This window comes from Micromonospora sagamiensis (assembly GCF_014680085.1).
Classification (GTDB): Bacteria; Actinomycetota; Actinomycetes; order Mycobacteriales; family Micromonosporaceae; genus Micromonospora; species Micromonospora inyonensis.
Genome location: NZ_AP023438.1, coordinates 2101022 through 2117311 on the forward strand (window position 1 = coordinate 2101022; position 16290 = coordinate 2117311).

The 16290-nt window shown below is 68.5% G+C and carries 27 protein-coding genes; all 27 read right to left on the minus strand.

The window, feature by feature from the left end:
• Positions 1 to 71 precede the first annotated feature (71 nt).
• The 27 genes from rplO to IGA62_RS08860 all read right to left on the minus strand — a co-directional run bounded on the left by rplO (position 72) and on the right by IGA62_RS08860 (position 16277).
• A complete protein-coding gene (gene rplO / locus IGA62_RS08730; RefSeq protein ID WP_145815468.1) occupies positions 72 to 515 on the minus strand; it encodes a 50S ribosomal protein L15 in 444 nt (147 codons plus the stop codon).
• Positions 515 to 697, minus strand: a complete 183-nt coding sequence (gene rpmD, locus IGA62_RS08735) for a 50S ribosomal protein L30 (RefSeq protein WP_145815467.1) — start codon at positions 695 to 697, stop codon at positions 515 to 517. The genes rplO and rpmD overlap by 1 nt, the downstream gene beginning before the upstream one ends.
• A complete protein-coding gene (rpsE, locus tag IGA62_RS08740; RefSeq protein ID WP_145815466.1) occupies positions 697 to 1311 on the minus strand; it encodes a 30S ribosomal protein S5 in 615 nt (204 codons plus the stop codon). The genes rpmD and rpsE overlap by 1 nt, the downstream gene beginning before the upstream one ends.
• Before the next feature lie 33 nt (positions 1312 to 1344).
• Positions 1345 to 1734: a 50S ribosomal protein L18 gene (gene rplR / locus IGA62_RS08745; protein ID WP_145815465.1), complete on the minus strand. Its 390-nt coding sequence runs from the start codon at positions 1732 to 1734 to the stop codon at positions 1345 to 1347.
• Positions 1731 to 2273, minus strand: a complete 543-nt coding sequence (gene rplF / locus IGA62_RS08750) for a 50S ribosomal protein L6 (RefSeq protein ID WP_145815464.1) — start codon at positions 2271 to 2273, stop codon at positions 1731 to 1733. Before rplF ends, rplR begins: the two co-directional genes overlap by 4 nt.
• Before the next feature lie 16 nt (positions 2274 to 2289).
• Positions 2290 to 2697 (minus strand): 30S ribosomal protein S8, encoded by a 408-nt coding sequence (gene rpsH / locus IGA62_RS08755; RefSeq protein WP_013288624.1) that lies wholly within the window; start codon positions 2695 to 2697, stop codon positions 2290 to 2292.
• 96 nt (positions 2698 to 2793) lie between these two features.
• Positions 2794 to 2979, minus strand: a complete 186-nt coding sequence (locus tag IGA62_RS08760) for a type Z 30S ribosomal protein S14 (protein ID WP_007073023.1) — start codon at positions 2977 to 2979, stop codon at positions 2794 to 2796.
• Position 2980: 1 nt separating this feature from the next.
• Positions 2981 to 3550 (minus strand): 50S ribosomal protein L5, encoded by a 570-nt coding sequence (gene rplE / locus IGA62_RS08765; protein WP_145815463.1) that lies wholly within the window; start codon positions 3548 to 3550, stop codon positions 2981 to 2983.
• Positions 3550 to 3870: a 50S ribosomal protein L24 gene (gene rplX, locus IGA62_RS08770; RefSeq protein WP_186499712.1), complete on the minus strand. Its 321-nt coding sequence runs from the start codon at positions 3868 to 3870 to the stop codon at positions 3550 to 3552. Before rplX ends, rplE begins: the two co-directional genes overlap by 1 nt.
• Positions 3867 to 4235, minus strand: coding sequence for a 50S ribosomal protein L14 (gene rplN / locus IGA62_RS08775; RefSeq protein ID WP_007465279.1), 369 nt, complete (start codon positions 4233 to 4235; stop codon positions 3867 to 3869). Before rplN ends, rplX begins: the two co-directional genes overlap by 4 nt.
• Positions 4236 to 4333: 98 nt before the next feature.
• Positions 4334 to 4615 carry a 30S ribosomal protein S17 gene (gene rpsQ, locus IGA62_RS08780; protein WP_088982057.1) on the minus strand — a complete coding sequence of 94 codons (282 nt, stop codon included), beginning with the start codon at positions 4613 to 4615 and terminating at the stop codon, positions 4334 to 4336.
• Entirely contained in the window at positions 4612 to 4848 is a 237-nt protein-coding gene (gene rpmC, locus IGA62_RS08785; RefSeq protein ID WP_091650250.1) for a 50S ribosomal protein L29, read from the minus strand. Before rpmC ends, rpsQ begins: the two co-directional genes overlap by 4 nt.
• Complete coding sequence (gene rplP / locus IGA62_RS08790) at positions 4848 to 5273, minus strand: 50S ribosomal protein L16 (RefSeq protein WP_007465292.1); 426 nt, start codon at positions 5271 to 5273, stop codon at positions 4848 to 4850. Before rplP ends, rpmC begins: the two co-directional genes overlap by 1 nt.
• A gap of 3 nt (positions 5274 to 5276) precedes the next feature.
• The gene (gene rpsC, locus IGA62_RS08795; protein WP_145815461.1) at positions 5277 to 6146 is read right to left on the minus strand and encodes a 30S ribosomal protein S3; all 870 of its coding nucleotides are present in this window, start codon (positions 6144 to 6146) and stop codon (positions 5277 to 5279) included.
• The gene (gene rplV, locus IGA62_RS08800; RefSeq protein ID WP_091451929.1) at positions 6146 to 6607 is read right to left on the minus strand and encodes a 50S ribosomal protein L22; all 462 of its coding nucleotides are present in this window, start codon (positions 6605 to 6607) and stop codon (positions 6146 to 6148) included. Before rplV ends, rpsC begins: the two co-directional genes overlap by 1 nt.
• Positions 6608 to 6642: 35 nt before the next feature.
• Positions 6643 to 6924 (minus strand): 30S ribosomal protein S19, encoded by a 282-nt coding sequence (gene rpsS / locus IGA62_RS08805; protein ID WP_020520478.1) that lies wholly within the window; start codon positions 6922 to 6924, stop codon positions 6643 to 6645.
• A gap of 12 nt (positions 6925 to 6936) precedes the next feature.
• On the minus strand, positions 6937 to 7776 hold the full coding sequence (gene rplB / locus IGA62_RS08810; protein ID WP_145815460.1) for a 50S ribosomal protein L2: 840 nt from the start codon (positions 7774 to 7776) through the stop codon (positions 6937 to 6939).
• 12 nt (positions 7777 to 7788) lie between these two features.
• Positions 7789 to 8091 (minus strand): 50S ribosomal protein L23, encoded by a 303-nt coding sequence (rplW, locus tag IGA62_RS08815; protein ID WP_088982052.1) that lies wholly within the window; start codon positions 8089 to 8091, stop codon positions 7789 to 7791.
• Positions 8088 to 8738, minus strand: a complete 651-nt coding sequence (gene rplD / locus IGA62_RS08820; protein WP_145815459.1) for a 50S ribosomal protein L4 — start codon at positions 8736 to 8738, stop codon at positions 8088 to 8090. The genes rplW and rplD overlap by 4 nt, the downstream gene beginning before the upstream one ends.
• The gene (gene rplC / locus IGA62_RS08825) at positions 8735 to 9400 is read right to left on the minus strand and encodes a 50S ribosomal protein L3 (protein WP_145815458.1); all 666 of its coding nucleotides are present in this window, start codon (positions 9398 to 9400) and stop codon (positions 8735 to 8737) included. The genes rplD and rplC overlap by 4 nt, the downstream gene beginning before the upstream one ends.
• An 11-nt stretch (positions 9401 to 9411) precedes the next feature.
• Entirely contained in the window at positions 9412 to 9720 is a 309-nt protein-coding gene (rpsJ, locus tag IGA62_RS08830) for a 30S ribosomal protein S10 (protein WP_007073037.1), read from the minus strand.
• A gap of 350 nt (positions 9721 to 10070) precedes the next feature.
• Positions 10071 to 11264: an elongation factor Tu gene (gene tuf, locus IGA62_RS08835; protein ID WP_145815457.1), complete on the minus strand. Its 1194-nt coding sequence runs from the start codon at positions 11262 to 11264 to the stop codon at positions 10071 to 10073.
• Between the two features lie 168 nt (positions 11265 to 11432).
• Positions 11433 to 13529, minus strand: coding sequence for an elongation factor G (gene fusA / locus IGA62_RS08840; RefSeq protein WP_145815456.1), 2097 nt, complete (start codon positions 13527 to 13529; stop codon positions 11433 to 11435).
• Positions 13530 to 13606: 77 nt separating this feature from the next.
• Positions 13607 to 14077, minus strand: a complete 471-nt coding sequence (rpsG, locus tag IGA62_RS08845; RefSeq protein ID WP_046567226.1) for a 30S ribosomal protein S7 — start codon at positions 14075 to 14077, stop codon at positions 13607 to 13609.
• Between the two features lies 1 nt (position 14078).
• Complete coding sequence (rpsL, locus tag IGA62_RS08850) at positions 14079 to 14453, minus strand: 30S ribosomal protein S12 (RefSeq protein ID WP_014440718.1); 375 nt, start codon at positions 14451 to 14453, stop codon at positions 14079 to 14081.
• Positions 14454 to 14916: 463 nt separating this feature from the next.
• On the minus strand, positions 14917 to 15342 hold the full coding sequence (locus IGA62_RS08855) for a hypothetical protein (protein WP_145815455.1): 426 nt from the start codon (positions 15340 to 15342) through the stop codon (positions 14917 to 14919).
• 566 nt (positions 15343 to 15908) lie between these two features.
• On the minus strand, positions 15909 to 16277 hold the full coding sequence (locus IGA62_RS08860; protein WP_145815454.1) for a hypothetical protein: 369 nt from the start codon (positions 16275 to 16277) through the stop codon (positions 15909 to 15911).
• Positions 16278 to 16290: the final 13 nt, after the last annotated feature.

Below are 16290 nucleotides of genomic sequence, written 5' to 3' on the forward strand. Positions count from 1 at the left end.
CACTGACACGCAGCAGACCGTGGCGCCCGCCAGTTGTCGACAACTGAACGAGCGCCACGGTCCTGGGTGCCTTACAGCTCGGTGACCGAACCACCGGCGGCGGTGATCTTCTCCTTGGCCGACGCACTGAACCCGTGCGCCGACACCTGGAGCGCCACCCCGCCGAGGTCCCCGGTGCCGAGGATCTTGACCGGGTGGCCCTTGCGGACCGCTCCGGCCTCGACCAGCTCGTCGGGGCCGATCTGGCCACCGTCGGGGAACAGTTCGGCGAGCCGGTCCAGGTTGACCACCTGGAAGACCACCTTGAACTTGTTCTTGAAGCCCTTCATCTTCGGCAGGCGCATGTGGATGGGCATCTGCCCACCCTCGAACGCCGGCGAGATGTTCTTGCGGGCCTTGGAGCCCTTCGTACCGCGACCGGCGGTCTTGCCCTTGGAGCCCTCACCACGACCCACCCGGGTCTTGGCGGTCTTGGCACCGGGCGCCGGGCGCAGGTGGTGGACCTTGATCGTCATTACTCGACCTCCTCGACCTTCACGAGGTGGTTGACCGCGAAGATCATGCCCCGAATCTCGGGCCGGTCCTCCTTGACCACCACGTCGTTGATCCGCTTGAGACCGAGCGAGCGCAGCGACTCACGCTGGTTGCGCTTGGTCCCGATCTCGGACCGGACCTGGGTGACCTTCAGGCGTGCCATCAGGACGCCACCCCCGCCCGTGCGGCCAGCATCGCGGCCGGCGCGACATCCTCGACCGGCAGGCCACGACGGGCGGCGACCTGCTCCGGGGACTCGAGCCCCTTCAGGGCCGCCACGGTGGCGTGCACGATGTTGATCGGGTTCGACGAGCCGAGGCTCTTGGAGAGCACGTCGTGGATGCCCGCGCACTCCAGTACGGCACGCACCGGACCACCGGCGATGACACCCGTACCGGCCGAGGCCGGCTTGAGCAGCACCACGCCCGCGGCGTCCTCGCCCTGCACCGGGTGCGGGATCGACTGGCCGATCCGCGGCACCTTGAAGAAGTGCTTCTTGGCCTCCTCGACGCCCTTGGCGATCGCCGCGGGCACCTCCTTGGCCTTTCCGTAGCCCACGCCGACGGTGCCGTCGCCGTCGCCCACGATCACCAGGGCGGTGAAGCTGAAGCGACGACCACCCTTCACGACCTTGGCGACGCGGTTGATCGCGACGACCCGCTCGAGGTGCGGGGTCTTCTCGACGGGCGCGTTTCCGCGGCCGCCCTCACGGCGGTTGTCGCGGCGACCACCCTCGTTGCCACCGGACCCGCCGCCACGGCGCTGTTGACCTGGCATCAGCAGCCTTCCTTCTCTCTCGTGACGGGGTTGTTAGAACTCGAGTCCGGCTTCGCGAGCGGCGTCGGCCAGCGCGGCGACCCGCCCCGCGTACCGGTTGCCACCACGGTCGAAGACGACCTTCGAGATGCCGGCGGCCTTGGCCCGCTCGGCGAGCAGGGCGCCGACCTTGCCGGCCAGGGCGCTCTTGTCGCCCTCGGCACCACGCAGCGAGGCGTCCAGGGTCGAGGCCGACGCCAGGGTGTGACCCTTGGTGTCGTCGACGATCTGGGCCACGATGTGACGCAGCGACCGGGTGACGACCAGGCGGGGACGCTCGGCGGTGCCGTTGACGTTCTTGCGCACCCGGAAGTGCCGACGCGCACGCCCGACGGCACGCTTGGCGGCGACGCCGCGGCGGCGCTTGAGCAGCGTGGCGCTCACTTCTTACCTGCCTTTCCAGCCTTACGGCGGATGACCTCGCCCTGGTACTTCACGCCCTTGCCCTTGTAGGGCTCCGGCGGGCGGATCTTCCGGATGTTGGCGGCGACCTCACCGACGAGCTGCTTGTCGATGCCGGCCACGTGGAACAGCGTCGGCTTCTCGACGGTGAAGGTGATGCCGTCCGGGGCGGGGACCAGAACCGGGTGCGAGAACCCGAGCGCGAACTCGAGGTCCTTGCCCTTGGCGGTCACCCGGTAACCGGTGCCGGCGATCTCCAGGCTCTTGCGGTAGCCCTCGGTGACCCCGACGATCATGTTCGCCACCAGGGTACGGCTCAGGCCGTGGAGCTCCTTGGCCTTCCGCTCGTCGTTCGGGCGGTTGACCTGCAGCTCGCCGTTCTCCGCCTTCTCCACCGTGATCGGCTCGGAGACGGTGTGCGACAGCTCGCCCTTGGGGCCCTTGACCTTGACGGTCTGGCCGTCGATCGTGACATCGACGCCGGCTGGCACCGGGATCGACTTACGTCCAATACGCGACATTTCTACCTGTCTCCCGTTACCAGACGAAGGCGAGGACTTCCCCGCCAACGCTCCGCTTGCGGGCCTGCCGGTCGGTGAGCAGCCCCTGGGACGTCGAAATGATCGCCACGCCGAGGCCGCCGAGCACCCGCGGGAGCCCATCCGACTTGGCGTACACCCGGAGACCGGGCTTGGACACGCGCTTGATGCCGGCCAGGCTCCGCTCCCGGTTCTGGCCGTACTTCAGCTCGACGACCAGTCGCTTGCCGACGGCGCCCTCCTCGGGCTCCTCGACCGACCAGGTGGCGATGTAACCCTCGGCCTTCAGGACCTCGGCGATGTTCGCCTTGATCTTGGAGTAGGGCATCGTCACCCGGTCGTGGTACGCCTGGTTGGCGTTACGCAGACGCGTGAGCATGTCTGCGATCGGGTCGGTCATCGTCATGGATTTCGTCTACCTTTCTCGCCGGGGTTCCCGCGGGTACACCCAGGGCCTACGGCGAAGAGACAGTGCAGCTGACGCGCGGAGCGCGCCGGGCTATTACCAGGAAGCCTTGGACACGCCGGGCAGCTCACCGCGGTGGGCCATCTCCCGGATGCACACCCGGCAGAGACCGAACTTGCGGTAGACCGCCTTCGGACGCCCGCACCGCTGGCAGCGGGTGTACGCGCGAACCGAGAACTTCGGCTTCGCGGCCGCCTTGAGAATCAGCGCCTTCTTGGCCATCTCAGTTCTCCTTGAACGGGAAGCCCAGGAGCTTGAGCAGCGCCCGGCCCTCGTCGTCGGTCGTGGCGGTCGTGACCACCGTGATGTCCATGCCCCGCTGGCGATCGATCTTGTCCTGGTCGATCTCGTGGAACACCGACTGCTCGGTCAGACCGAACGTGTAGTTGCCGTGCCCGTCGAGCTTGCGCCCGTCCAGACCGCGGAAGTCCCGGATACGCGGCAGCGCGATGGAGAGCAGCCGGTCCAGGAACTCCCACATCCGGTCGCCGCGCAGGGTGACCTTCGCGCCGATCGGCATGCCCTCGCGGAGCTTGAACTGCGCGATGGACTTGGTGGCCCGCCGCACCTGCGGCTTCTGGCCGGTGATCGTGGCCAGGTCGCGGACCGCGCCGTCGATCAGCTTGGCGTCGCGGGCGGCCTCGCCCACACCCATGTTGACGACGATCTTGACCAACCGCGGAACCTGCATGGGGTTCGCGAAGTTGTGCTGCTCCTGCAGCTTGGCCACGATCTCGTTGCGGTACCGCTCCTTGAGGCGCGGCAGGGTCTTGGTTTCGGTAGCCGTGGTCATCACAGGTCCTTACCGGTGCTACGCGCGATGCGGACCTTCTGGCCGTTGTCGTCGATCCGGTACCCGATACGGGTCGGCTTCCCCTCGGAGTCCAGGACCTGCACGTTGGAAACGTGGATCGGGGCCTCCTGGGTGACGATGCCACCGGTCTTGGCGCCACGCTGGGTGGTGCGGATGCGGGTGTGCTTCTTGACCCGGTTCACGCCCTCGACCAGGACCTTGTCCTGCCGCGGGTAGGCCGCGATGACCTTGCCCTTGGCACCCTTGTCCTTGCCGGCGATGACGACGACCGTGTCGCCCTTCTTGACCTTCACGGTCACAACACCTCCGGCGCGAGGGAAATGATCTTCATGAACCGCTTGTCCCGCAGCTCCCGACCGACCGGGCCGAAGATACGGGTACCGCGCGGGTCCCCACCGTCCTTGATGATGACGGCGGCGTTCTCGTCGAAGCGGATGTACGAGCCGTCCGGCCGCCGCCGCTCCTTGGCGGTGCGAACGACGACGGCCTTGACGACGTCGCCCTTCTTCACACCGGCACCCGGGATCGCGTCCTTGACGGTGGCCACGATGACGTCGCCGATGCTCGCGTAGCGCCGACCGGAGCCACCGAGAACCCGGATGCACAGGATCTCCCGGGCACCCGTGTTGTCGGCGACGCGCAGTCGCGACTCCTGCTGAATCACGTCTATCTCCTATGTCTGCCGGTTCTCCGGCCGCGGCGAGGCGGCCGGAGCCTGGCGGAACCTGCGCCCGACTGACGCCGGGCGAGCTCGAGCCTTCGCTACTTGGCCTTTTCCAGGATTTCCACGATCCGCCACCGCTTGGTGGCCGACAGCGGCCGGGTCTCCATGATCAGAACGCGGTCGCCGATACCGGCGGCGTTCTGCTCGTCGTGCACCTTCAGCTTGCTGGTCCGGCGCATGATCTTGCCGTACAGCGCGTGCTTGACCCGGTCCTCGACCTCGACGACGACGGTCTTGTCCATCTTGTCGCTGACCACGAGGCCCTCACGGACCTTACGGCGCGCCCGCACGGTGGCGGTGGTGTTCTCGGTCTCGCTCATGATGCAGTCACCTCAGTCGGCGCGGCCGAGAGCCCCAGCTCGCGCTCACGCATGATCGTGTAGATCCGGGCGATCTCCCGACGGATGACCTGGAGCCGCCGGTTGTTGTCGAGCTGACCGGTGGCGGCCTGAACGCGGAGGTTGAACAGCTCCGCCTTGGCCTCCCGCAGCTTCGTGACCAGCTCCTCGTCGGAGAGCTCACGCAGCTCGGCGGCCTTAACGCCCGCTGCCATCAGGATTCACCCACTTCGCGCGTCACAATGCGGCACTTCATCGGGAGCTTGTGGATCGCGCGACGCATCGCCTCTCGCGCGATCTGCTCGTTGGGGAAGGACATCTCGAAGAGAACCCGCCCCGGCTTCACGTTGGCCACCCACCACTCGGGCGAACCCTTGCCGGAACCCATCCGGGTTTCCGCCGGCTTCTTGGTCAGCGCCTGGTCCGGGAAGATCGTGATCCAGACCTTGCCGCCACGCTTGATGTGACGGGTCATCGCGATACGAGCCGACTCGATCTGCCGGTTCGTGACGTACGCCGGCTCGAGAGCCTGGATCCCGAACTCGCCGAACACCACCCGGTTACCACCCTTGGACGCGCCGCTGCGGTCCGGGTGGTGCGGCTTGCGGAAGCCCTTCGGGGGCTTGCGCGGCATCAGCATCTGTCAGCCCTCCTGCTGCGTTTCTGCCGGCGAAGCGGCGGCCGCGGCGACAGCACCAGCGTCCACCGGCTCGCCACTCGGCGTCTCGGCCTGCTGCGCGACGGTGGTCGCGGCGGCCCGGCCGGCCTCGGTGCCACCGGAGGTCGTACCGGCGGAACCGGAGCGACCACGGCGCGGACGGTCGGGACGGTCGCCACGCTCACGGCGCGGGCGGGACGGAGCGGTCTCGGTCGGGGCCTCCCGGCCCGGAACCGCGTCGCCCTTGTAGATCCAGACCTTCACGCCGATCCGGCCAAAGGTGGTACGGGCCTCGAAGAAGCCGTACTCGATGTTGGCCCGCAGCGTGTGCAGCGGAACCCGACCCTCACGGTAGAACTCGGTCCGGCTCATCTCGGCACCGCCGAGCCGGCCCGAGACCTGGACCCGGATGCCCTTGCAGACCGGGTTCTTCATCGCGGACTGCATGGCCTTACGCATCGCCCGACGGAAGCTGACCCGGCTGGAGAGCTGCTCGGCCACGCCCTGCGCGACGAGCTGCGCGTCCGACTCGGGGCTCTTCACCTCGATGATGTTGAGCTGCACCTGCTTGCCGGTGAGCTTCTCCAGCTCGCCACGGATCCGGTCCGCCTCGGCACCCTTACGACCGATGACGATGCCCGGACGGGCGGTGTGGATGTCGACCCGGACCCGGTCACGGGTCCGCTCGATGTCGACCTTGGAGATGCCGGCCCGCTCCAGCCCCTTGGACATCATGCGGCGGATCTTGACGTCCTCGCCGATGTAGTCCTTGTAGAGCTTGTCCGCGAACCAGCGGGACTTCCAGTCGGTCGAGATGCCGAGCCGGAACCCGTGCGGGTGAACCTTCTGACCCATTACTCGGCGCCCTCCGTCTTGCTCTGCGTCTCAGTCGGCTCGGCCTGCTTCGCCGGGGCCGACTTCTTCGCCGCCGCGGACTTCTTCGGCGCGGCCGGCGCGACCGCCTCGACCGCCACAGTGATGTGGCACGTGCGCTTGCGGATCCGGTACGCCCGGCCCTGCGCCCGCGGCCGGAACCGCTTCATGGTCGGGCCCTCGTCGACGAACGCCTCGCTGACGAGCAGCGCGTCGGGGTCCAGCCGCTCGTTGTTCTCCGCGTTGGCGATCGCGCTGGCGAGCACCTTGTACACCTGCTCGCTCGCAGCCTGCGGCGCGAACTGCAGCACCGTGAGCGCCTCCTTCGCGGGCAGGCCGCGGACGAGGTTGACCACCCGGCGCGCCTTCATCGGCGAGATGCGCACGTGTCGCGCAATCGCCCGCGCGCCCGGAAGCACCGGAGCGTCGCCCTTTCCTGGCATCGCTGTAACCCCTTGTTCCTCTATCCGTGGCTCGCCTAGCGGCGGCGGCTCTTGCGGTCGTCCTTCTCGTGACCCTTGAACGTGCGGGTCAGCGCGAACTCGCCGAGCTTGTGCCCGACCATCGCCTCGGTGACGAACACCGGGACGTGCTTGCGTCCGTCGTGCACGGCGATCGTGTGCCCGAGCATCTCCGGGATGATCGTCGAGCGCCGCGACCAGGTCTTGATGACGTTCTTGGAGCCCTTCTCGTTCTGCACTTCCACCTTCTTGAGCAGGTGGTCGTCGATGAACGGGCCCTTCTTCAGGCTGCGAGGCATCTTCTATCTCCCTCAGCCGCGCTTACGCGTGGCGTAGCGGCGGCGGACGATCAGCCGGTCGCTCGGCTGGCCCTTACGGCGGGTACGGCCCTCGGGCTTACCCTGCGGGTTGACCGGGTGGCGACCACCGGAGGTCTTACCCTCACCACCACCGTGCGGGTGGTCCACCGGGTTCATCGCCACACCACGGACGGTGGGACGCTTGCCCTTCCACCGCATCCGGCCGGCCTTGCCCCAGTTGATGTTCGACTGGTCGGCGTTGCCGATCTCGCCGACGCTCGCGCGGCAGCGGACGTCGACCCGCCGGATCTCGCCGGACGGCATCCGGAGGGTGGCGTACGCGCCCTCCCGGCCGAGCAGCTGGATGCCGACGCCGGCCGAACGGGCCAGCTTGGCACCGCCACCCGGACGCAGCTCCACGCTGTGGATGGTGGTACCCACCGGGATGTTCCGCAGCGGCAGGTTGTTGCCCGGCTTGATGTCCGCGCCCGGGCCCGACTCGACGGCGTCGCCCTGCTTCAGGTCCTTCGGCGCGAGGATGTAGCGCTTCTCGCCGTCGGCGTAGTGCAGCAGCGCGATGCGCGCGGTGCGGTTCGGGTCGTACTCGATGTGGGCGACCTTCGCCGGCACGCCGTCCTTGTCGACCCGCTTGAAGTCGATCAGACGGTACTGGCGCTTGTGGCCGCCGCCCTGGTGCCGGGCGGTGATCCGGCCGTGGGCGTTGCGACCGCCCTTCTTCGGCAGCGGAGCCAGCAGCGACTTCTCCGGGGTCGACCGGGTGATCTCGGCGAAGTCGGCGACGCTGGAACCACGCCGGCCCGGCGTCGTCGGCTTGTACTTACGGATAGCCATTGTCTACACCCCTCAGCTGACCGGGCCGCCGAAGGCCTCGATACGGTCACCGTCAGCCAGCTTCACCATCGCGCGCTTGGTGGCCTTGCGCTGGCCGAACCCAGTCTTGGTCCGCTTGCGCTTGCCCTCGCGGTTGAGCGTGTTGACCGTCAGGACGCGGACGTTGAAGATCTGCTGGATAGCGATCTTGATCTCGGTCTTGTTCGCGTCCGGGTGCACCAGGAAGGTGTACCAGTTGCGGTTCAGCTCGCTGTAGCTCTTCTCCGAGACGACCGGCGCCACGATGATGTCGCGCGGGTCGGCGATCGTGCTCACTTGCCACCCTCCTCGGTGGTCTCGGCGGGCACGCCGAGGAACTCGTCCAGGGCGTCCTTGGTGAAGACCACGTCGTCGGCCACCAGCACGTCGTACGTGTTGAGCTGGCCAGCCTCGATCAGGTGCACCCGCGGCTCGTTGCGCAGCGACACCCAGTTCAGCTCGTCGGTGCTGGTCAGCACGACCAGGACCCGACGGGCCTCGGTCAGCTTCGCCAGCGTGGCCAGGGCCGCCTTGGTGGACGGCTTCTCGCCGGAGACGAAGGCCTCGACGACGTGCACCTGGCCGGCGCGGGCCCGGTCGGAGAGGGCACCCCGCAGCGCGGCGGCCTTCATCTTCTTGGGGGTCCGCTGGCTGTAGTCGCGCGGGACGGGGCCGTGCACGACGCCACCACCGGCGAACTGCGGCGCCCGGGTCGAACCCTGGCGGGCCCGGCCGGTGCCCTTCTGCTTGTACGGCTTCTTGCCTCCACCGGAGACCTCGCCGCGAGTCTTGACCTTGTGGGTGCCCTGGCGGGCGGCCGCAAGCTGGGCCACCACGACCTGGTGCATCAGCGCCACGTTGGCCTGCACGTCGAAGATGTCGGCCGGCAGCTCGACGGAGCCCTTCTTGGTGCCGTCGACGGTGAGCACGTCAACCGTGGTCACTTCGCCACACCGCCCTTCTTCACCTTGGCCTTGGCCGCGGTACGAACCAGGACCAGCGCGCCCTTGGGGCCGGGAATGGCGCCACGGACGAGCAGGAGGTTGTTCTCGGTGTCGACCGCCTGGACGGTCAGGTTCTGGACGGTGTAGCGCACGCCACCCATCCGGCCGGCCATCCGGGTGCCCTTGAAGACGCGACCCGGGGTGGCGCAGGCGCCGATCGAGCCGGGCGAGCGGTGCTTGCGCTCGACACCGTGGCTGGCCCGCAGACCGTGGAAGCCGTGCCGCTTCATCGGACCGGCGTAGCCCTTGCCCTTGGTCTTGCCGGTCACGTCGATCGAGACGCCGGGGGCGAACTCGGAGACGGTGACCTCCTGGCCGAGGGAGTACTCGCCGGCGTCCGTGGTGCGCAGCTCGACGATGTGCCGGCGCGGTGCCACATCGGCCTTCGCGTAGTGTCCGCTGACCGGCTTCTTGACCTTGCGCGGGTCGATCGCGCCGTAGGCCAGCTGGATCGCGGAGTAACCGTCCTTCTCGGCGCTACGAACCTGGCTGACGACGCACGGGCCGGCCTGCACCACGGTCACCGGAACAACCTTGTTGTTGTCCCAGACCTGGGTCATGCCGAGCTTTGCGCCCAGGATCCCCTTTACTTGCCTGTCCATTTGTCCGGTCCCTACAGCTTGATCTCGATGTCGACGCCAGCCGGCAGGTCGAGGCGCATGAGCGAGTCGACCGTCTTGGGGGTCGGGTCGATGATGTCGATCAGCCGCTTGTGCGTGCGCATCTCGAAGTGCTCGCGCGAGTCCTTGTACTTGTGCGGCGAGCGGATAACGCAGAAACGGTTGATCTCCGTGGGCAGCGGCACCGGGCCCGCGACCTGCGCCCCGGTGCGCGTCACCGTCTCGACGATCTTCCGAGCCGAGGAGTCGACGACCTCGTGGTCATAGGCCTTGAGCCGGATGCGGATCTTCTGTCCCGCCATGGTGGCTTCTGTTCCTTCTCTCGATGCCGCTGTGTTGCGGGCGCCTGCACCGGCTGGCACAGGCCCACTTCCGCCGACCCCCGCGGTCGGGCGTGTCGCGCCCTCGGGCCAGGCTCCGCCCCGGGATGCCGGAGCGATACTGACCGCACGGTGGGTCAAGGCGCCGATCGCACTACCGCGACCTGAACGCCGTGCGAGGGTGGTTGGCGGCCTGCCGCCAACCACCCTACGCCCGACTGTTCTCTCACCCGGAGGTTCGGCGAAATCCGAACGCAGGCGACGAACTGTCGTTACGCAACCTGACTAGTATGCCGCACGACCGGCGGCGGGTCTAATCGGGGTTACCCAGCTCACTTGATGATCTTGGTGACGCGACCAGCGCCGACCGTACGGCCACCCTCCCGGATCGCGAACTTGAGGTTGTCCTCCATCGCGATGGGCTGGATCAGCTTCACGGTCATCGTGGTGTTGTCGCCCGGCATGACCATCTCGGTGCCCTCGGGCAGCGTGACGACACCGGTGACGTCCGTGGTCCGGAAGTAGAACTGCGGACGGTAGTTCTGGAAGAACGGGGTGTGCCGGCCGCCCTCCTCCTTGGAGAGGATGTAGACGGTCGCCTCGAACTCCGTGTGCGGGGTCGAGGTGCCCGGCTTGACGACCACCATGCCGCGCTCGACGTCCTCGCGCTTGATACCCCGCAGCAGCAGACCGACGTTCTCGCCCGCGCGGGCCTCGTCGAGCAGCTTGCGGAACATCTCGATGCCGGTGCAGACCGTCTTCATCGACTTCTCCTTGATGCCGACGATCTCCACCTCCTCGTTCGGCTTGAGAACGCCACGCTCGGCGCGACCGGTGACGACGGTGCCACGACCGGTGATCGTGAAGACGTCCTCGATCGGCATGAGGAACGGCTTCTCGGTCTCGCGCTCCGGCTGCGGGATCGCGGTGTCGACAGCGCTCATCAGGTCGAGCAGACGCTGGGTCCACTCGGGGTCACCCTCGAGGGCCTTCAGCGCCGAGACCCGGACCACCGGCAGGTCGTCGCCCGGGTACTCCTGGTTCGAGAGCAGCTCACGGACCTCGAGCTCGACGAGCTCCAGGAGCTCCTCGTCGTCGACCATGTCGCTCTTGTTGAGCGCCACGACGATGTACGGCACGCCGACCTGGCGGGCCAGCAGCACGTGCTCGCGGGTCTGCGGCATCGGACCGTCGGTCGCCGCCACCACCAGGATCGCGCCGTCCATCTGCGCGGCACCGGTGATCATGTTCTTGATGTAGTCGGCGTGCCCGGGGCAGTCGACGTGCGCGTAGTGCCGGTTCTCGGTCTGGTACTCGACGTGCGCGATGGAGATGGTGATACCGCGGGCCTTCTCCTCCGGCGCCTTGTCGATCTCGTCGAACGGCGTGTAGGGGTTCAGGTCGGGGTACTGGTCGTGCAGGACCTTGGTGATGGCCGCCGTCAGCGTCGTCTTACCGTGGTCGATGTGACCAATGGTGCCGATGTTGACGTGCGGCTTAGTCCGCTCGAACTTCGCCTTCGCCACTGGTGTCCTCCTGTGGACTTCTTGGTTCGTACGCCCGGCGCGCCATTCGGCGCTTAGGACTCTGTCGACAGCCTTTCCGACCAGACGGTCGGAGAGCTTGTGGGACTTGCGGCGATGAAGCCTACAGGCCCGGTCTCATGCAGCCCCGCGGAGGCCGCAGGCGAGAAACTACTCGCCCGTGGCCTTCGCGATGATCTCCTTCGCCACGTTGGTCGGAACCTCGGCGTAGGAGTCGAACTGCATGCTGTAGCTAGCCCGGCCCTGGGTCTTCGACCGCAGGTCGCCGACGTAGCCGAACATCTCCGACAGCGGCACCAGGGCGCGGACGACGCGGGCACCGCCGCGCTCCTCCATCGCCTGGATGATGCCACGACGGGAGTTGAGGTCGCCGATGACGTCACCCATGTTCTCCTCAGGAGTGGTGACCTCAACGGCCATCATCGGCTCGAGGAGAGCGGGGTCGGCCTTGCGGGCCGCCTCCTTCATCGCCATCGAGCCGGCGATCTTGAATGCCATTTCCGACGAGTCGACCTCGTGGTACTGGCCGTCCACCAGGGTGAGCTTGACGCCCACCAGCGGGAAGCCGGCGAGGATGCCGTACTGCATGGCGTCCTGCGCACCCGCGTCCACCGAGGGGATGAACTCCCGGGGGATGCGGCCACCGGTCACCGCGTTGGCGAACTCGTAGGTCGGCGCGTCGTTGCCCAGCGGCAGCGGCTCCACGCTGATGATCACGCGGGCGTACTGGCCGGAACCACCGGTCTGCTTCTTGTGGGTGTACTCGATCTTCTCCACCTTGCGGCGGATGGTCTCACGGTACGCCACCTGCGGCTTGCCGATGTTGGCCTCGACGTTGAACTCGCGGCGCATCCGGTCGACCAGGATGTCCAGGTGCAGCTCGCCCATGCCGGAGATGACCGTCTGACCGGTCTGGTCGTCCAGCTTCACGCGGAAGGTCGGGTCCTCCTCGGCGAGCCGCTGGATGGCGGTGCTGAGCTTCTCCTGGTCGGCCTTGGTCTTCGGCTCGATGGCGACCTCGATGACCGGCTCCGGGAAGGTCATCGACTCCAGGATGACCGGGTTCGCCGGGTCGCACAGCGTGTCACCGGTGGTGGTCTGCTTCAGACCCTGCACCGCGATGATGTCGCCAGCCTGGGCCGAGCTGCGCTCTTCCCGCTTGTTGGCGTGCATCTGGTAGATCTTGCCGATCCGCTCCTTGCGGTCCTTGGTGGAGTTGACCACCTGGGAGCCGGACTCGAGCGTGCCGGAGTAGATCCGCACGTAGGTGAGCTTGCCGAGGTGCTTGTCCGTCTGGATCTTGAAGGCCAGCGCGGAGAACGGCTCCGACTTCGACGGCTTCCGCTGCAACGGGGTCTCGCCGTCGGTCGCGGTGCCCTCGATGGCCGGGATGTCCAGCGGCGACGGCAGGTAGGCGACCACCGCGTCGAGCATCGGCTGGATGCCCTTGTTCTTGAAGGCGGTACCGGTGAGGACCGGGTTGGCCTTACCGGCGATGGTGGCCCGGCGGATGGCGGCCTTGACCTCCTCGACGGAGATCTCCTCGCCCTCCAGGTACTTCTCCATCACCGCGTCGTCGACGTCGGCCAGGGTCTCCATCAGCTTCTCGCGCCACTCGGCCGCGGAGTCGACCAGGTCGGCCGGGATCTCCTCGATCGCGTAGTCCTCGCCCTTCTGGGTCTCCCCGCGCCAGGTGAGGGCACGCATCTCGACCAGGTCGACCACGCCGATGAAGTCACTCTCGGCGCCGATCGGGATCTGGAGCACCAGCGGAGTGGCGTTGAGCCGGTCGATCATCATCTGCACGCAGCGGAAGAAGTCGGCACCAGTCCGGTCGAGCTTGTTGACGAAGCACATCCGGGGGACGTTGTACTTGTCGGCCTGGCGCCAGACGTTCTCCGTCTGGGGCTCCACGCCGGCGACACCGTCGTAGACAGCCACCGCACCGTCCAGCACACGCAACGACCGCTCGACCTCGACCGTGAAGTCGACGTGGCCGGGCGTGTCGATGATCTGGATCGTGTGGCCCTTCCACTCACACTTGGTGGCGGCGGAGGTGATGGTGATCCCCCGCTCCTGCTCCTGCTCCATCCAGTCCATGACGGCAGCGCCCTCGTGGACCTCACCGATCTTGTACGTGATGCCGGTGTAGAACAGGATCCGCTCGGTGGTCGTGGTCTTACCGGCATCGATGTGCGCCATGATGCCGATGTTGCGTACGTTGGCGAGCGCGTCTGCGGCGGCCACTTCAATCCCTACTTATCGTCGTCTCGACTCAACTGGTGGCGGTTCCGGTGCCCCGGAGGGCACCGGAACCCGATGTGTTACCAGCGGTAGTGCGCGAAGGCCTTGTTCGACTCGGCCATCTTGTGCGTGTCCTCACGCCGCTTGACGGCGGCGCCGAGGCCGTTGCTGGCGTCCAGCAGCTCGTTCATCAGCCGCTCGACCATGGTCTTCTCACGCCGCGCGCGGGAGTAGGTCACCAGCCAGCGCAGCCCGAGCGTGGTCGCCCGCGCCGGCCGCACCTCCACCGGGACCTGGTAGGTGGCGCCACCGACCCGGCGGCTGCGCACCTCGAGGGTCGGCTTGACGTTGTCCATCGCCCGCTTGAGGGTGACGACGGGGTCGGTGCCGGACTTCTCGCGGCAGCCCTCCAGGGCCGCGTACACGATGCGCTCGGCGAGCTGGCGCTTGCCGCGCAGCAGGATCTTGTTCACGAGCTGGGTGACCAGCGGCGAGTTGTACACCGGGTCAGCGACCAGCGGCCGCCGCGGAGCGGGTCCCTTACGCGGCATCTCAGCTCTTCTCCTTCTTCGCGCCGTAGCGGCTGCGCGCCTGCTTGCGGTTCCGGACACCCTGGGTGTCCAGCGAACCGCGAACGATCTTGTACCGCACGCCGGGGAGGTCCTTCACCCGGCCACCACGGACGAGCACGATCGAGTGCTCCTGCAGGTTGTGACCCACGCCCGGGATGTAGGCGGTCACCTCGATCTGGCTGCTGAGCTTGACACGAGCGACCTTGCGCAGCGCCGAGTTCGGCTTCTTGGGGGTGGTGGTGTACACGCGGGTGCACACGCCACGACGCTGGGGGGAACCCTTCAGCGCCGGGGTCTTGGTCTTACTCGTCTTGGCCTGGCGGCCCTTGCGGACCAGCTGCTGGATCGTGGGCACCGGGTTTCTCCGCTCCCTTCGGCCGCTTCACGCGGCCGCGCCGTCTGCTCGTAGCCGTCCTGATGAACGACTCTCCTACATTCCGACCAGGGCCACCTCACGGAGGTCCCGGCACCCGCGGTCGGGCGTGTCGCCCAGCTCACGGTTTCCGGTGCCGACGCGTACGCCGCACCGGGTCTGTCCCTGGCACACGGTCGCCCGTTCGCCAGGTGTTGTGGCTGTGTGGTGATGCTGCTCGGCGACTGAGTCGCCGGATCCAGCGCACACACGAGTCGCCCGGGCTGGCCGGGCACAAGGGGGAAGACTACCCACCACAAGCGTGCAGGTCAAAACGGGGTGGTCCGGTAGGAATGCGTAACCCGCTCTCCCGGCTTCCGATCGACCCGCCCGTCCGCGTCGGGCATCTACGAGTTACAAGTGTAACGGCTACCCCGTGTCCCGGCCCGGCGACCCCGGGCCAGCCTCAGGCGAACTGGAGGAGTACCGCCGCACCCAGCCCGAGCAGGCAGAGCGCCAACCCGGCCGCACCGCAGCTGATCCCCGCGACGGCCAGTCCCCGACCGGTGAACCGAACCGCCGGCGGCACCGCCGGCCGGCGGATCTGCCGAGTGCCGAGCAGGCCGGCCACCACCGCACCGGCCCCGGTGAGGACGCCCAGCAGGGTGAACGCTCCGGCCGCCCAGGCCCCCCAGCCCGCAGCGGCGCCGGCCAGGCCGAAGCAGCCGACCACCAGGGAGACCAGGACCGAGATGATGCCGGCCACCAGCGAGCCCACCGCGAGGCCGGAGGTGATCGGCGGCACCTCCAGGTGCGCCACGCCGAACGGCGTACCGGGGACGGGGTCGATCCGCTTCGGCGGCAGCACCGCCTCCCGGGGCGGAGGCGGCACGGGCCGGCCGTCGGGCCGCAGCGGAAAGCCACCGTGACCCGGCGGCAGGACCGGCCCGCCGCCCCCCGGGCCCGGTGCCGCGACCACCGATCCCGGCGCGGGCGGCTGCGGCGGCCGACCCGCGGTCGCCGGCTGCGCGGTGGGCGACTCCGACAGGCCGGCGGGCACCCCCGGCTGCGCGGTGGGCGACTCCGAGGGACCCACCGGCACCCCCGGCTGCCCGGTGGGTGCATCCGACGGACCGGCGCTTGTCGTCGGCTGGCCGGTCGGGGTCGACGAGCCCGTCGGCTGGGCATCGGTCGCCGCAGCGGCGCCGGCCGGCGATTCCGGCTCCGGGGCCGGTGACGGGAACGGGGGCGGGGCCGGGAACGGTGCCGGTGCCGCCAAGGGCGGTGCCGGGCTGGTGAACTGGCCAGGCTCCGGGGGCACCGCCGGCTGCGCCGGGGCGTCCGCCGACGGCCGCACCGGTTCGGTCACTGGGTCCTCCTGTCGACGGGCACCGGCCACCGCCGCGCGGCGGGTACCGGGGTCAGGCTACCGCCGGGGCACCGCCCGGCACGCCCGGGTCAGTTGACGTTCGGAGCGAAGTCCTGGGTGTAGGGCGCCTCCGCGAGCCGGACCACGCCGTACACCACGGCGAGCACCACGGTGACCGTGGCCAGACCCAGACCGATCCAGGCCAGCCGCTCCCCCTGGCGCAGCCAGGCCGCACCGGTCAGGAAACCCCCCGAGGCGTACGCCTCCCGGCGCGCCTGCCGGGAGAGCTGGAGCGCCACGGTCGCCGGTACGACACCGCCGACGAAGAGACCGGTCAGTGCGGCGACCAGCCCGAGGGCGAACACCGCCCGGGCCTTCGTCGAGCGGGCCGGGTCAGGGTCGAGCGGATGGCGCAGGCCCTGACGCACGGCGGGTGGCTGCCCGGGCGCCGTCGTCATGCCCTCCATCATG

Coding starts and splice junctions, on each gene's coding strand:
- rplC (WP_145815458.1), bottom strand. CDS start 9,400: ATGGACAGGCAAGTAAAGGGGATCCTGGGCGCAAAGCTCGGCATGACC.
- rplE (WP_145815463.1), bottom strand. CDS start 3,550: ATGACCACGGCTACCGAAACCAAGACCCTGCCGCGCCTCAAGGAGCGG.
- rpmD (WP_145815467.1), bottom strand. CDS start 697: ATGGCACGCCTGAAGGTCACCCAGGTCCGGTCCGAGATCGGGACCAAG.
- rpsS (WP_020520478.1), bottom strand. CDS start 6,924: ATGCCTCGCAGCCTGAAGAAGGGCCCGTTCATCGACGACCACCTGCTC.
- rpsG (WP_046567226.1), bottom strand. CDS start 14,077: ATGCCGCGTAAGGGACCCGCTCCGCGGCGGCCGCTGGTCGCTGACCCG.
- rplF (WP_145815464.1), bottom strand. CDS start 2,273: ATGTCGCGTATTGGACGTAAGTCGATCCCGGTGCCAGCCGGCGTCGAT.
- rpsH (WP_013288624.1), bottom strand. CDS start 2,697: ATGACGATGACCGACCCGATCGCAGACATGCTCACGCGTCTGCGTAAC.
- IGA62_RS08760 (WP_007073023.1), bottom strand. CDS start 2,979: ATGGCCAAGAAGGCGCTGATTCTCAAGGCGGCCGCGAAGCCGAAGTTC.
- rpsE (WP_145815466.1), bottom strand. CDS start 1,311: ATGCCAGGTCAACAGCGCCGTGGCGGCGGGTCCGGTGGCAACGAGGGT.
- rplB (WP_145815460.1), bottom strand. CDS start 7,776: ATGGCTATCCGTAAGTACAAGCCGACGACGCCGGGCCGGCGTGGTTCC.
- rpmC (WP_091650250.1), bottom strand. CDS start 4,848: ATGGCAGCGGGCGTTAAGGCCGCCGAGCTGCGTGAGCTCTCCGACGAG.
- rpsJ (WP_007073037.1), bottom strand. CDS start 9,720: ATGGCGGGACAGAAGATCCGCATCCGGCTCAAGGCCTATGACCACGAG.
- rplO (WP_145815468.1), bottom strand. CDS start 515: ATGACGATCAAGGTCCACCACCTGCGCCCGGCGCCCGGTGCCAAGACC.
- rplP (WP_007465292.1), bottom strand. CDS start 5,273: ATGCTGATGCCGCGCAAGCCCCCGAAGGGCTTCCGCAAGCCGCACCAC.
- rplV (WP_091451929.1), bottom strand. CDS start 6,607: ATGCCAGGAAAGGGCGACGCTCCGGTGCTTCCGGGCGCGCGGGCGATT.
- IGA62_RS08860 (WP_145815454.1), bottom strand. CDS start 16,277: ATGACGACGGCGCCCGGGCAGCCACCCGCCGTGCGTCAGGGCCTGCGC.
- rpsC (WP_145815461.1), bottom strand. CDS start 6,146: ATGGGTCAGAAGGTTCACCCGCACGGGTTCCGGCTCGGCATCTCGACC.
- rpsQ (WP_088982057.1), bottom strand. CDS start 4,615: ATGAGCGAGACCGAGAACACCACCGCCACCGTGCGGGCGCGCCGTAAG.